Source organism: Synechococcus sp. R60.1 (genome assembly GCF_047461835.1).
Taxonomy (GTDB): domain Bacteria; phylum Cyanobacteriota; class Cyanobacteriia; order Thermostichales; family Thermostichaceae; genus Thermostichus.
Genome location: NZ_JANSIA010000076.1, coordinates 2,198 through 15,459, shown reverse-complemented (window position 1 = coordinate 15,459; position 13,262 = coordinate 2,198). Strand labels below are relative to the sequence as shown.

At 57.4% G+C, this 13,262-nt stretch carries 13 protein-coding genes and 1 tRNA gene; 11 read left to right on the top strand and 3 right to left on the bottom strand.

What is annotated here, in order from left to right:
• Positions 1 to 97: 97 nt before the first annotated feature.
• From NW834_RS10645 to accD, 3 genes are all read right to left on the bottom strand, one after another.
• Complete coding sequence (locus NW834_RS10645; RefSeq protein ID WP_414419444.1) at positions 98 to 802, bottom strand: class I SAM-dependent methyltransferase; 705 nt, start codon at positions 800 to 802, stop codon at positions 98 to 100.
• A 101-nt stretch (positions 803 to 903) separates the two neighbouring features.
• On the bottom strand, positions 904 to 1,278 hold the full coding sequence (locus tag NW834_RS10640) for an STAS domain-containing protein (RefSeq protein ID WP_414419443.1): 375 nt from the start codon (positions 1,276 to 1,278) through the stop codon (positions 904 to 906).
• 233 nt (positions 1,279 to 1,511) lie between these two features.
• The gene (gene accD, locus NW834_RS10635; protein WP_011434210.1) at positions 1,512 to 2,456 is read right to left on the bottom strand and encodes an acetyl-CoA carboxylase, carboxyltransferase subunit beta; all 945 of its coding nucleotides are present in this window, start codon (positions 2,454 to 2,456) and stop codon (positions 1,512 to 1,514) included.
• A 124-nt stretch (positions 2,457 to 2,580) separates the two neighbouring features.
• On the opposite strand from accD, the gene NW834_RS10630 reads away from it, so the two are divergent.
• From NW834_RS10630 to NW834_RS10580, 11 genes are all read left to right on the top strand, one after another.
• The gene (locus NW834_RS10630; RefSeq protein WP_414419442.1) at positions 2,581 to 3,447 is read left to right on the top strand and encodes a tRNA (5-methylaminomethyl-2-thiouridine)(34)-methyltransferase MnmD; all 867 of its coding nucleotides are present in this window, start codon (positions 2,581 to 2,583) and stop codon (positions 3,445 to 3,447) included.
• Positions 3,448 to 3,601: 154 nt separating this feature from the next.
• Positions 3,602 to 4,234: a hemerythrin domain-containing protein gene (locus tag NW834_RS10625; RefSeq protein WP_011434208.1), complete on the top strand. Its 633-nt coding sequence runs from the start codon at positions 3,602 to 3,604 to the stop codon at positions 4,232 to 4,234.
• Positions 4,235 to 4,305: 71 nt separating this feature from the next.
• A complete protein-coding gene (locus NW834_RS10620) occupies positions 4,306 to 4,494 on the top strand; it encodes a DUF4089 domain-containing protein (RefSeq protein WP_011430915.1) in 189 nt (62 codons plus the stop codon).
• Positions 4,491 to 5,891, top strand: coding sequence for an AtzE family amidohydrolase (locus NW834_RS10615; RefSeq protein ID WP_414419441.1), 1,401 nt, complete (start codon positions 4,491 to 4,493; stop codon positions 5,889 to 5,891). The genes NW834_RS10620 and NW834_RS10615 overlap by 4 nt, the downstream gene beginning before the upstream one ends.
• A gap of 338 nt (positions 5,892 to 6,229) precedes the next feature.
• Complete coding sequence (locus NW834_RS10610; RefSeq protein ID WP_414419440.1) at positions 6,230 to 7,144, top strand: hypothetical protein; 915 nt, start codon at positions 6,230 to 6,232, stop codon at positions 7,142 to 7,144.
• A gap of 429 nt (positions 7,145 to 7,573) precedes the next feature.
• On the top strand, positions 7,574 to 8,575 hold the full coding sequence (locus tag NW834_RS10605) for a zinc-dependent alcohol dehydrogenase family protein (protein ID WP_414332237.1): 1,002 nt from the start codon (positions 7,574 to 7,576) through the stop codon (positions 8,573 to 8,575).
• 33 nt (positions 8,576 to 8,608) lie between these two features.
• Positions 8,609 to 9,178: a hypothetical protein gene (locus tag NW834_RS10600; protein WP_414399775.1), complete on the top strand. Its 570-nt coding sequence runs from the start codon at positions 8,609 to 8,611 to the stop codon at positions 9,176 to 9,178.
• Between the two features lie 75 nt (positions 9,179 to 9,253).
• Positions 9,254 to 10,849: an AAA family ATPase gene (locus NW834_RS10595; protein WP_414419446.1), complete on the top strand. Its 1,596-nt coding sequence runs from the start codon at positions 9,254 to 9,256 to the stop codon at positions 10,847 to 10,849.
• Positions 10,850 to 11,166: 317 nt separating this feature from the next.
• Complete coding sequence (locus NW834_RS10590) at positions 11,167 to 11,820, top strand: Crp/Fnr family transcriptional regulator (protein ID WP_011434200.1); 654 nt, start codon at positions 11,167 to 11,169, stop codon at positions 11,818 to 11,820.
• 59 nt (positions 11,821 to 11,879) lie between these two features.
• Positions 11,880 to 11,952, top strand: a tRNA-Phe gene (locus NW834_RS10585).
• Between the two features lie 204 nt (positions 11,953 to 12,156).
• The coding region (locus tag NW834_RS10580) for a dynamin family protein (RefSeq protein ID WP_414426301.1) at positions 12,157 to 13,262 on the top strand (1,106 nt) is incomplete at its 3' end.

Genomic DNA, 13,262 nt, shown 5'->3' with positions numbered 1-13,262 from the left:
TAGAGGTTCGGGCCTGTTTTGTTCTCTGGTAGGGCAGAGCAGGCTCAGGGCTACTGAAAGCCTGCTCCGTACCGCTTAGCGGTCGGAGCCGGGTAGTTTACGAGATAGGCTTTTCGGCTGCAAGTCGCACAAAGCGATTTTGGTTGTAGAGCTGCTGAGCCACCACTGCGAAACCCACCTTCTCCAGCAACCACACCAGGTCTTCGGCGCTGAAGCGATTGTGCTCGTAGAAGTGGGTAAACTGATCCAGCAGCGTTTCCAAAGGCGTGTCCGACTGGAAGAGTTGGGCCTCTGTATCGGCATCGAAGTAGAGGCTGAGCGGGGCGCGCACCCAATCCACCAGCAAAAATCGCCCCCCCGGCTTGAGTAGACGCAACACCTCCTGCAACAAGCGCAAGGGCTGCACCATCTCGTGCAACACCACCACTGCCTGAGCTGCATCGATGCTGTTGGCCGCAAGCGGCAAGTGAGGGTCGTGCAGGTCGGCCTGCAGCAGGTGGATTCCAGGGATCCCTTTCAAATCTGCCGCCGCTCGCTCCAACATGTAGGGCATCACATCCACCCCGATGAAGTGTCCTCCGGGATAGCGTTGCGCCCACTGACCCAGAGCAAACCCCGGCCCGGTTCCCAGATCCAACAAGCGCGGTGCAGGAGGCAGACAGGGCTCGATGTGCATCTGCCAGAACTGCCAAAACGCCTCGTTAAAGCGCCCAGGAGCCGTCGCCACCATGCGCTCGCAGAAGCTGGGGCCACGGTGGTGCTGGTAGAGAAGCTGAAAGGTATCGAGGCCGGTCTGGGGCATGGCTGAAGATTGTTGAGAAAATTGCTAGAGGGATCACCAGAATTCGCTGATGGGCTGAAAAGAGCATCGGGGGATCCCCAAAAGTAAGGCCTAATGTCGGCCTAACGAGCAGTGGGAGCGCTGGAAAAGTTGGCAATGCCGGTCTCCAGGTCGCTAAAGCAGGTCAATACCTTTTCCATAGAGGTGAGGTTGAGGACGAGGGCCACACTTTCCGGCACGCAACAAAGGCTAATGTTGCCCCCGGCAGCACGGCACTTGCGCAAAGCCGAGATCAACACCCCCAGCCCAGAGCTGTCCATAAAAGTGACCGATGACATGTCGATCAACATATTGGGATAACCGAAATCTAAAACCTGCTGGAGCAATTGCCGAACTTCTGAGGCGGCCTTGGCGTCAAAACGACCTTCCAGGGGCACAATTGCCAGTTTTTGCCCTTGTGGAGTCTCAGCAGTACGGATGCGCAGCTTGAAATCCATCGTTTCCGGTCAAGACCTCATGCCCCACCTTAACACCATCCGCTACCGCCCACCAGGAAATCTTGTGAAGATCCGCAGGGGACAGTACGGCTCCATCCCAGAACACCTGCCCCCCCACCCCAGGAGCCGGAGAGAAGTCTGATGGAACCCAATATCTCTCCACTAATGACTACACCCTCCGCAGGGAAGGGATCCGGCCTCGGCCACAAATTCCGCATCTTAGGCGGATCTACCTACAGCATAGGTTGCAGGGTTAAAGCCTCCGAGTCTATGGAGGGAAGGGACATGTGCAAACGGGGACGGTGCATAGAGAGCAACTGGGCCAGGCGCTTGCGCAACTCGGTGCGGGGCACAATCGCGTCGATGAGCCCTTGGGCCAGCAGGTACTCGGCGGTTTGGAAGCCTTCTGGCAGCTTGCCCTTGCCGATGGTTTGCTCGATTACGTTGGGCCCGGCAAACCCCACCTGCACGCCCGGCTCGGCCAGGATCAAATCTCCCAGCATGGCAAAGCTGGCAGTTACCCCGCCATAGGTGGGATGGGTGAGCACGGAGATGAACAATTGTCTGGCGTCGCGGTGCCTTTGTAGGGCGGCTGAGGTCTTGGCCATCTGCATCAGGCTGAGGATCCCTTCCTGCATGCGGGCCCCCCCCGAAGCCGAAAAGAGAATCAAGGGCAGGTGATCGCAGGTGGCCCGTTCCGTGAGGCGGGCGATCTTCTCTCCCACCACCGAGCCCATGCTGCCGCCCATGAAGCGAAAGTCCATCACTCCAATCGCCACCGGGATCCCTTCCAGACTCCCCAGCCCTGTCAGGACGGCATCCTTGAGCTGGGTGCGCTCCTGGTAGGTGGCCAAGCGCTCGGAGTAGGGCTTTTGGTCGAAAAAGTGTAGGGGATCCGTGGGAGCCAGGTGTTCGTCCAGGGGCTGCCAGGATCCGGGATCCAAAAGCTGTTCCAGACGCTCTGGGGCTGTAATGCGGTGGTGATGCCCACAGCTGGGGCAAACTTGCCAGTTTTGCTGCAGATCCTTGGTGTAGGTCAGGGTGTCACAGGCAGGACACTTTTGCCAGAGGCCGTCGGCAATCTCTCTTACCTGACGCTCTTTGTCGAAGGGGCTGCTACCTGTCAGGTTCAGAGAGGTTTGTCTGCGCCGCTCCGCAAACCAATCCAGTAGAGACATAGCTGTTGAAATATCCTCCCTACTCAGGGATGTCGAGAGCCCTGCCGGTGAGCTGCGAAACACATCTCAACGTTCTCAAGCTATCAAAGAATCGCCCGACTGAAAATAGAGACAACAGCAAGCGATGGAGACTCGGTGGCAGGTGCTGACCACAGGGGATGGATCCCTGACCTTTTTCTCGGAAGAGTTTGGACAGGCTTTTCACAACGTCAGTGGTGCCGCTCAGGAGGCTCTGGAGAAGTTTGTCCGCCCTTGCCGGCTGGATCGGCTGCCTTTGGAGCGGGATCCCGCCCAGCCCATTTGCCTTTTGGATATTTGCTTTGGCCTGGGCTACAACTCCGGCCTTGCCCTAGAAACCATTTGGCAAATCCGGCCCGATTGTCTTGTGGAGGTAATCGGCCTGGAGCGATCCCCGGAAGTGCCTCGCCAGGCTTGGCAGGCGGGGGTGGGATCCGACTGGAGCTTTGGGCAAGAATGGCAACACTGGATTGAACAGGGATCCTGGCAATCGGAGCGCTGGCGCGGAACGCTGCTGTGGGGCGATGCCCGGCAAACGATGTTGCAGGTGCCGCTGGGGTGGGCAGATGCGGTGTTTTTGGATCCCTTCTCGCCTTCTGTTTGCCCAGAGCTGTGGACGGTGGATTTCCTGCGGGCCGTGGCTGAACGGATGCGACCAACCGGCATTTTGGCCACCTATTCCTGTGCAGCGGCGGTGCGAGCGGCTCTGTTGGAAGCAGGGCTTTTCATCGGCTCTACCCCCCCGGTAGGTCGTCCTTGGCCGGGGACAGTGGCCTCGCCCCAACCTGACCACCTGCCGCCTCTTTCCCCCATGGAGTGGGAGCACCTGAAAACTCGCGCTGCCGTGCCCTACCGGGATCCCACCTTGAAAGGAGATAGAGCGCAAATCCGTCTGCAACGCCAACGGGAACAGCAGGGATCCCCTTTGGAGCCCACTTCTGCTTGGAAACGCCGCTGGCCTGTGCAAGCCTAGAGAGTGGCGTTGCCGGAGTTCAGATCTGGACAACTTTTCCCAGGATTGCTGCCCGAGTGTATCCAAGACACCTGCGCTATTCCCGTACCCTTACGCAGGCCATCATTTCTTGACAAAGTTAAGCTGAGATGAAACTTCTCTGCTGTCAACTGCCATGTCTTCTGAGGAGTCCCTCCCGCTGACGCGAGCAACCTCTGCCGGTACGCTGATCGCCCTCTGTGCTGAACAGCACCGCGTCATCCTGCAGTTTTTGACTCGCCTGTCTCGAGCGCCGGAGTTGGATCTGGAGCAGCGACGCCTCTGTGTACAAAGGTTGCGACAGCGCCTCTCCCGCCACATTCAACTGGAGCGCCATGTTCTCTACCCCCTGCTCAGGTCGGCTCTCCAGGGGGATCCCCACCTTAGCGACCAAATTGAGCGGCTGGAGCAACATCTGCGGGATCAGATTCCAGAGCTGACGCGCTTTTTGCACCAATCAGAGCGCACCCCGCAGCAGGTGGATCCTTCTGCTGCCCTTCACTTCTATCGGCAATTGCGGGCTCAGTTTGATCAGGAGGAGAAAATCTTGCATCCCCTCTTTGCCCAGCATGTTTCTCCCGAAGCAGAGCAGCAGCAGTTGCGTCTGTTCCGCAAACGCCTGCAAGCCAGCGCTGCTTCCAATCGCTCTGCACATAGCCGTCGCGTTGCTTTGAATGAGCTGGAACGGCAGGCGATAACCCGCCCTGTCTTGCCCAACGAGCGTCTCTGGTCGCTGCAGGGCAACACTGTGCAAATGTCCGCTCCCTAGTCGACGACGGTCTTGTTGTTGGAGGCTAGTGGTGGTATTTTTGCTGCAATCGGCTCCCTGACCCCAAAACCATGCAGCCCTGGGATCCCGAAACCTACGTCGATCAAATGGCCCAACTGCTGCAACTGCCCCTGCATCCTGAACACCGAGCAGGGGTGATCGAAAATTTTGCCCGCTTTCTGCCCATTGCTCAACAGGTGCTGGAGTTCCCGTTGCCGCCGATAGTTGAGCCAGATCCCACCTTTGACCCTCAGCCATGACCGGGGATCCCCATCTTCTCGGCAGCGCCGACGCGGTCTCTATTGCCAGGGCTGTCCGCCAGGGATCCGTGAGTGCCCAAGCGGTGGTGGCCGCCTGTCTGGAGCGGATTCGCCGGCGGGATCCCCAGCTCAATGCCTTTACAGCTGTCTTGGAGGAATCGGCCTTACAAGCGGCGGAGCAGGTGGATCGACAGGTGGCTCAAGGGATCCCTGTAGGCCCGTTGGCAGGGGTGCCTTTTGCCGTCAAGAACTTATTTGACGTGGCCGGCCTCACCACCCTGGCTGGCTCGGCGATCAACCGCGAAAATCCCCCGGCCATCCAAGATGCAACGGTGGTGGCTCGTCTCAAGCAGGCAGGGGCAATCTTGGTGGGCACCCTCAACATGGACGAGTACGCCTACGGCTTCGTCACCGAAAACAGCCACTACGGCCCCACCCACAACCCCCACGATCTCAACCGCAGTGCGGGGGGATCCTCCGGCGGCTCGGCAGCTGCAGTAGCAGGAGGTTTGGTGCCTCTCGCCCTGGGCAGCGACACCAACGGCTCGATTCGGGTACCGGCCTCTTTGTGTGGCGTCTACGGCCTCAAGCCCACCTATGGCCGTCTATCGCGGGCAGGAGCGGCTCTGTTTGCCGCCAGCTTTGACCACGTGGGCCCCTTGGCCCGTTCGGTGGCCGATATTGCCCTCAGCTTCGATGTCATGCAAGGGCCGGATCCCCAAGATCCCGTCTGTACCCGGCGTCCTGTAGATCCCACCTTTGGGCAATTGGGGCAGGGGATCGAGGGCTTGCGCATCGCGGTGGCGGATGATTACTTTGCCCGAGGGGCAGAGCCCCCCATCTTGGCCGGGGTAGAAAAGGTGGCCCAAGCCTTGGGGGTCGGCCAGACTGTGCGGATCCCGGAAGCCCAGCGCGCCCGTGCCGCCGCCTTCCTGATCACGGCTGCTGAGGGAGCCAACCTGCACTTGCCCAACCTGCGAACTCGCCCCCACGACTTTGACCCGGCCACCCGGGATCGCTTTTTGGCCGGAGCCCTGTTGCCTGCCAGTTGGATCTTGCAGGCGCAGCGCTTTCGCCGCTGGTATCGCCAGCAGGTGCAGGCCATTTTTCAGGAGATCGATCTGTTCATTGCCCCCACCACCTCCTGCTTTGCCCCCTTGCTCGGCCAAGAGAAGATGGTGATCGATGGGGTAGAGGTTCTCACTCGGCCCAACCTCGGCCTCTACACTCAGCCCCTCTCGTTTATCGGCCTGCCGGTGCTTTCAGTGCCGTTGCGCGAGAGCGGATCCCTGCCCTTTGGCGTACAACTGGTGGCCGCCCCCTATCAAGAAGCCAAACTGCTGCGGGCAGCCGCCTATTTGGAGAAGCTAGGGATCCCCAATGCGCAGCCGGTTTGAGCCATGAAGAGCCCTACTTTTGCAGCACATCTAGCGCTAGAGCTCGTGGGCATCTTCTCATGAACACTAAATATGTAGATGAACCGGTTGTGTGGTCAAGACAAGATTTCAATTGCTTTTGAGGAGCCGCTTTAGTCTCTGTGTAGCCTGTGGGTAACGTCTGAAGCTGTATTGGGGCAGACTCTTTGGCCTTGGCTCGCAAGAGAGATTGGGGCACCGGATATTAAAGTAAAATTAAGCCCCCAGTTGTTGTATCAAATGCCTCCTTCTCCAGGCTTGGCCAATAGAATGAACAGCATAAAATAGACACGGCACCCCCACCTGGACTCTATAACCCTATGGATCATCCTGATTCTGTGGCTCGGCGCTACATGAAACTGTGCGAGGCCTATCTCTCTCTCAACGAAGCCTTCGACAAATTGGATCAGTCCCACAGCCGCCTACAGCGCTACATCAAACGACTCCTTGGCTATTTCAGTGCTGCCCAACAAGCTCTGGTTCAACTGCCGCTCTTGCAACAGCGGATTGAGCAGAGCGACCGCTGGATGAGCTCCTTGCGAGAAGAACTGCAAGCCAAAGAAGCCCGGCTTGGCGAGCTAATCGCCAACTACGACCAAGTCTGCGGCGAGCTGGACTCTACCAAAGCAGAACTGTTGGGCGCTCAAGCGCTGATTGAGAAACTGGAAGCCGAAAATGCTCAGGTTTTGGAACGCTTGAGTCGGCTCACCAACATGGAAGAGGAAATGGCAAACTTGGCGGAACAGCTGGCCCAAGCGAACGAAGCTTGTCAGCAGATGGAGGCTCGAAATCGCGAGCTGGAGCGAGCTTTGGGAGACCGGGATCAGCACATTTACAGCCTGCAAGAGCGATTGGCACAATTGGAGCAAGAGATGGCCTTCCTGAAAGCTCAGCGGGATGAGGCCCAGCAAGCTGCACAACTGGCTGTATCTCGCGCTGAGCAGGCGGAAGCTAGGCTGAAGGTGCAAACCGAACAAGTTCAGACTTTGCAAAATAAGCTCCATCAAGCCGAGGAGCAGCTGGCCATGGTAACCCTGAACGAGCTGGAGCTCCTGCTCAGCCATAACTCGATGAACCTCTTGCGAGAAGCGGGGCAGGCTGCAGAAGTAGATGCCCAGGTGCTGGCAACCGTACCGACCTCTCTGGCCGAGGCGGAACACATTCTGCTGGAGATCGACCAGTTCATTCAGTTCATTTTGGCCTGCTCGGAGCCCATGAAGTCGCAGGCTGCGTGACATACTCCCGACGCTGTAGCTAGCTTCCCGCAGGGTTGCTACGCACACAGCGCGGGCTTCTCAGTGACCCCTGCTATCGCTTCAGACATTTCCTGAGCTTAAGGACTACGTCCCGCTGACGCGAAAAGGACGGGATGCCCCACCGCCCTGTAGAGTAGTGCGTAGTGACTAGTCACTAGTCACTAGCCTTTTTATTGCTTCATGGAGTGGGGTGACGGCTTCGGTTTTGCGTGGGTATGTTGACCCTGCGCATACAGCGCGGGGCTTCTCGGCGGTTTAGCTAAAATAGGCTAGAGAGCAGCTGCAAGACTCCGCAGGGTTGCAAAGCAACACCCCAATGGGGAGATGCCCATCTTCTCATCACCAGAACAAACTCTACCCTGCATCCTTTGAGCGGGCCAACCCAACTGAAGCTGACAACTTGAGCGCATGAAAGCCGTAGTCATGAGTGTGCCCGGCGGGCCAGAGGTTCTGCAGCTCCGAGAAGTACCTGAGCCCCAAATTCGCGGCGAGCGGGAGCTGCGCATCCGTCTGAGGGCAGCCGGCGTCAACCCCATCGACACCAAACTGCGGCAACGGGGCACCTTCTATCCAGAGGAGATGCCCGCCATTTTGGGGTGTGACGGTGCCGGCGTTGTGGAAGCCGTGGGATCCGGAGTTAGGCACTTTGCGGTGGGAGACGAGGTGTACTTCTGCCACGGGGGTCTGGGCAAGCAGGCGGGGAATTACGCCGAGCTGATCGTGGTGGACGAGCGTTTTGTGGCCCCCAAGCCCAGAACTCTGAGCTTTGCAGAAGCTGCCGCTGCCCCGCTGGTGCTGATCACCGCCTGGGAAGCGCTGTACGACCGGGGGCGTCTCCAGGCCGGCCAAAGTGTGCTCATCCACGGGGGAGCGGGTGGAGTTGGCCATGTGGCCATTCAACTGGCCCGTCTACGGGGATCCAAAGTGGCCACCACCGTGAGCACCCCGGAAAAGGCGGAGTTTGTCCGTTCCCTAGGCGCCGGCTTGCCCATCTTCTACCGGCAGACAGACTTTGTGCGCGCCGTTTTGGACTGGACAGGGGGAGAGGGGGTAGATCTTGCCCTAGATACCTTGGGCGGCAAGCTATTGGAGCAGACCTTCCCCGCAGTGCGCGTGTACGGAGATATCGTCACCCTGCTGGCCCCGGCCCCAGAGATCGACTGGCGGGTGGCTCGCGACCGCAACTTGCGGGTGGGATTTGAGCTGATGCTCACCCCGATGCTGAAAAGCCTGACCAACGCCCAACAAAATCAGGCGGAAATCCTCAGGCAATGTGCCCGCCTCATCGACCAAGGCCAACTGCGGATCCAGCTCAGCCACACCTTTCCTCTGGCCGAAGCGGCTGCCGCCCACCGGTTGCTGGAGCAGGGATCCGTTCTGGGCAAAATTGCCTTAACCATCCCCGAGTAGGCATGCTGGAGAAAGCCCGTTGAGGATCTGCCCATGGTTGCTCCTCTCACCCCCCACCTGCTGGAGAACGAGAGCTTCTACGAAAATGCTCTCTGCTGGCTGGGACGACCGCAAACGGCCTATCGGCTGTTGAGCGAAGCGGTTTTTCCTGCCATCTCCTCTTGGGTGCGGGGGGAGGTGGACAGCCGTTCTTTCAACCACTGGCAACTGGAAGATGTGCGCACCTTTCTGTATCCGGTGGTGGCCTTGGGAGACCAAGAAACCCTTGTTCTCTCCAGCGAAGCCCTGCTCCTCTGCGGCATCGGCAACTACTACAACCCCTGCGACTTGGCCATTGTGGTGTTCGTGCAGCAGCCCCAAGAGCTGTTCAGCCAACTGATGCAGCGCATCCGCCGGGCCGAAGCCACCATCAGCCGCGGGCCAGACGTGCGCATGCTCTCGGAACAGGTAAACCTGGCCAAGCGCGGACAAGACTACATCAACACCAAATATCTGGTCTGGCCCTACGCTCTTTCCGGTGCTGCTCAAGATACGCTAATTCAGCAGGGGATCAGCCTCATCCGTCTTTCCCCCCAAGAAGCCGCCTTGCCCTTTAAGGAATAGGTGGAGGACAATCTGCTCTGTCGGCGGAAGATAGGGATCCCCGTCCAAGCCCTTTTTCCATCTCTATCGTTTTTCATGGTCGATACCCACCTGCCCCCCTTGATCCAAGCGATGCTGGATCCCGCCTTCTACCCTCATCCGGTACAGGATCCCATTCGGCTTATTCAAACCCACATTTCCTATATTCTGCTGACAGGCGACTATGCCTATAAAGTGAAAAAGCCTTTGGACTTTGGCTTTTTGAACTTCACCACCCTGGAGAGGCGGCGCCACTTTTGCCAAGAAGAGCTGCGCATGAACCAGCGCGGTGCTCCCGGCCTTTATCTGCAAGTGTTGCCCATTGTCCAGACCGATGGCCGATTTCAGTTCAACAGCAGCGGCGAGCCCATAGAATACGCTCTGCAAATGCGGCAATTTCCCCAAGAGCAACTGTTCAGCAACCTGTTTGAGCGGGGAGAGCTAACGCCGTCCTTGATGGAGGAGCTGGGGCGGGTGGTGGCGACGTTTCATGCCCAAACCGAGACCAACGACTACATCCGCAGCTTTGGCCGGCCAGAACGGGTGCGAGAAGCCTTCGACGAGAATTACGCCCAAACCCAGCGCTACGTCGGCGGCCCGCAAACAGCTCAGCAATATCGAGAAACCCAAGCCTACACCGATCGCTTTTTTGCTGAGCGGCAGGAGCTGTTTCAACAAAGAATAGAACAAAACCGCATTCGTGAATGCCACGGAGACCTGCACCTAGGCAACATCTGTTTTTGGGAAGGGAAGATCCTGCTTTTTGATTGCATCGAGTTTAATGAAGCCTTCCGCTTTGTGGATGTCATGTACGACATATCCTATGGGGTGATGGATTTGGATGCCCGCCATCGCCCCGATCTGGGAAACGCCTATTTGAACACCTACCTGGAAGAAACCGGAGATTGGGAAGGGTTGAAGATCTTGCCTATTTACCTCAATCGGCAGGCCTACGTGCGGGCCAAGGTCACCTCTTTTTTGCTGGAGGATCCCACTGCAGCAGAGGAAGCCAAGGCCACAGCCTTTAGCACCGCCGCCCGCTATTACCGTCTTGCCTGGGAATACACCCTCCCCAAGCGGGGGCAGTTGTTCCTGATGTCGGGATTGTCGGGATCCGGCAAAAGCACGGTAGCCCGCCACTTGGCCCGTCAGCGGGGGGCCATTCACATTCGCTCCGATGCGGTGCGCAAGCATTTGGCCGGGATCCCTCTGCGGCAACGGGGGGGGCCGGAGGTTTATACCCCGGAGATGACCGATAAAACCTACCGCCGCTTGGTGCAGTTGGGAGTAGAGCTGGCCCAGGAAGGCTACACCGTGATTCTGGACGCCAAGTTTGACCGGCAAGCCCTGCGGGGGATGGCCATTGATCAGGCCCAACGCCAAGGGATCCCACTGCGCATCCTCCACTGCTACGCCCCTGAACCTGTTTTGCGGGAGCGCCTGCAACGCCGCAGCCCAGCTCCTCAACCCCTCTTGGCCCCAGCTGGTTCCAGCGATGGAGATCAGCAGCACTCTGCCGACATTGCTGATGCCACCGCCGAGATGCTCTCCCAACAGCAGGCCCACTGGCAGGATTTTTCCGATTCGGAACGGCCTTTTTTAAAGGTTTTGGATACCAGCCAAGATTGGCCATCTCAACTTCAGCAGGTCTAGATCTCGACTCAAACTGCACAAAGTCGAGAGAATTAACATCAGCAAGATGGATTTTGCCGTTTCTGGGTTAGAGAATGGCAGCAGCTTTTTTGGGCAGGGATCCCTTTCCAAAGTAGAGGTCAAAATTGGGTCTAAAGCTCTGTCCTATTGGTACGCAGTTCGCCTCGGCGGGCCATAGACCTGAGAGAGACGGTAGGCTGAGGGGCATGTTGACGTGTCTGTGCAGGCCCACCCTTTTCCCATCCCACTCGACCAGAACTGACCACGTGCAGGAGGATCCCACGGTGAGCGATGTAACTCCAGATGACCTACGCCTGATGCTCCTGTTTGAGGGCTTTCCTCCTGAGAGGCTAGAGCCTCTGGCCGGGCAAATGTCGTTGCGCTCCCACCCAGTCAATCAGGCCATCTTGTTACAAAATGACTGGGGTAACGCCGTTTATTTCATCCTGGAAGGGTGGGTCAAGATTCGCACCCATGATCTCGAAGGCCGGGAGATCACCCTCACCATTCTTGGTCCAGGAGAAATCTTCGGGGAAATGGCTGCTTTGGACGAAGCGCCTCGTTCTACCGACGTTGTAGCCCTAACAGCCACCAAAGTCAGTTGTCTGTCGGCCCAACACTTCCTGGCTTTTTTGGCTTCTGATCCTCAGGCCGGCATCCGCCTTGCTCAGCTCATGTCGCGCCGCTTGCGGCAGATCAACCGTCGTCTGCAGTTACGCGAGGCCAGTAGTACGGCCCGTGTTGCCGATATCCTGCTGTTTTTGGCCGAATCCCGTGGCCGGGTTAGCCGAAGTGGCGTAGAGATCCCCAACTTGCCCCATCGGGAGCTGAGCAGCCTCAGTGGCCTGGCTCGGGAAACGGTCACTCGCGTCCTGTCCAAGCTGGAGCAAGAGGAGCTGATCCGCCGGGATCGCAACCGAGATGTTCTCTGCATCCCCCAGATGGAGGCTTTGGAGAAATTGATTGGCTAAATTGGGGGCGCCACCAGTTGTCAAAACCCCCCTCGACATCGTAAGATAGTAGGTCCAGAGCCGGGATAGCTCAGTTGGTAGAGCAGAGGACTGAAAATCCTCGTGTCACCAGTTCAAGTCTGGTTCCTGGCATCTGGTATGAGTATGCTGAGGCGGGCTTGGGTCAACGACCTAAGCCTTTTTGCTATGTCGGTCTGGGGAGTTCTGCTCTTCTCTCTTCACGTGTATGCACATATAGCCACACAGCTCCGGGACTGAAGAAAATTGTTGTAGGAATCCTCACCTCAAGCATAGGCAAGTTATAATCCCGGCAGCCTCTGTGGAGATTGCTCTCTTATGTCTGTAAAGCTCCTGCCTCAGTGTGAGAACTTGAAAGAGCAGGTTGAAGCTATCCTGCAACTCTGGCATCAGGATTCCACTTTTTCAGGCAAGCAAGATACCACTCGGATTCAAGCTTCCCTCAGCAAAGCTATTTCTCCAACCTTCGAGATTGTCTTTGCCGGTGCTTTCAGTGCTGGCAAGTCTATGCTAATCAATGCCCTCTTAGAAAGAGAGCTTCTCTACAGCGCCGAAGGGCACGCCACAGGGACAGAGTGCTACATCGCCTACGCAGAGCCAAATGCGGAGAGGGTAGTGCTCACTTTTCTTAGCGAGCAGGAAGTGCAAGAACAGATGACCGCCTTCTGCGCTTTCCTAAACTTGGCTCCGTCACTCGGCAGGCTGGAAGACACTGCACTGAATCCCCTGAAGGAGCGTGCTGAGGCTATTATTCAGCAGGAGGGAGGCAAAAGCAAGTCAGAGCGGGCGAAGCAGGCGGATGCACTTCGCTTGTTGATTACAGGTTTCCAGCAGAACCGGGACAAAATTCACCCTACCGAGAACAAAGTTTTCTCAATGGAGCAGCTCAACTTCGGCAACCTAAGAGAAGCTGCGGGTTTTGCCCGGCGCGGCGCCAATAGCGCAGTTTTGCGAAAGGTGGAATACTATTGCCACCACCCCTTGCTGGAAGATGGAAACGTTATTGTCGATACTCCTGGGATCGATGCTCCAGTCAAAGTGGATGCAGAGCGTACTTATCGAAAAATTGCCGATCCGGATACGTCCGCAGTTGTTTGCGTTCTCAAGTGTGCTGCAACGGGTGAGCTGACCAAGGAAGAGACAGAGCTTATTGAGCATATTCAAAGTAATGATAGCATCAGGGATCGGGTCTTCTATGTATTTAACCGGATTGACGAGACTTGGTACAACGCACAACTAAAGCAGAGACTGGAAAACATTATCGACCAGCAATTTCGTCAGCTCCGCATATTCAAGACGAGCGGCCTTCTTGGCTTCTATGGTTCCCAGATCAAGACAACTACCCCTGAGGATCGATTTGGACTGGATACGATTTTTTCAGAAAGCATCAAAGAATTGGGTGGTGAGGAAGAAACGCCCCAGTT

What these genes read in the sequence shown, in the direction of transcription:
- NW834_RS10615 (WP_414419441.1), top strand. Translation starts at nt 4,491, where the DNA reads ATGACCGGGGATCCCCATCTTCTCGGCAGCGCCGACGCGGTCTCTATT.
- NW834_RS10605 (WP_414332237.1), top strand. Translation starts at nt 7,574, where the DNA reads ATGAAAGCCGTAGTCATGAGTGTGCCCGGCGGGCCAGAGGTTCTGCAG.
- NW834_RS10630 (WP_414419442.1), top strand. Translation starts at nt 2,581, where the DNA reads ATGGAGACTCGGTGGCAGGTGCTGACCACAGGGGATGGATCCCTGACC.
- NW834_RS10640 (WP_414419443.1), bottom strand. Translation starts at nt 1,278, where the DNA reads ATGGATTTCAAGCTGCGCATCCGTACTGCTGAGACTCCACAAGGGCAA.
- NW834_RS10620 (WP_011430915.1), top strand. Translation starts at nt 4,306, where the DNA reads ATGCAGCCCTGGGATCCCGAAACCTACGTCGATCAAATGGCCCAACTG.
- NW834_RS10625 (WP_011434208.1), top strand. Translation starts at nt 3,602, where the DNA reads ATGTCTTCTGAGGAGTCCCTCCCGCTGACGCGAGCAACCTCTGCCGGT.
- NW834_RS10590 (WP_011434200.1), top strand. Translation starts at nt 11,167, where the DNA reads ATGCTCCTGTTTGAGGGCTTTCCTCCTGAGAGGCTAGAGCCTCTGGCC.
- NW834_RS10600 (WP_414399775.1), top strand. Translation starts at nt 8,609, where the DNA reads ATGGTTGCTCCTCTCACCCCCCACCTGCTGGAGAACGAGAGCTTCTAC.
- NW834_RS10610 (WP_414419440.1), top strand. Translation starts at nt 6,230, where the DNA reads ATGGATCATCCTGATTCTGTGGCTCGGCGCTACATGAAACTGTGCGAG.
- NW834_RS10595 (WP_414419446.1), top strand. Translation starts at nt 9,254, where the DNA reads ATGGTCGATACCCACCTGCCCCCCTTGATCCAAGCGATGCTGGATCCC.
- accD (WP_011434210.1), bottom strand. Translation starts at nt 2,456, where the DNA reads ATGTCTCTACTGGATTGGTTTGCGGAGCGGCGCAGACAAACCTCTCTG.
- NW834_RS10645 (WP_414419444.1), bottom strand. Translation starts at nt 802, where the DNA reads ATGCCCCAGACCGGCCTCGATACCTTTCAGCTTCTCTACCAGCACCAC.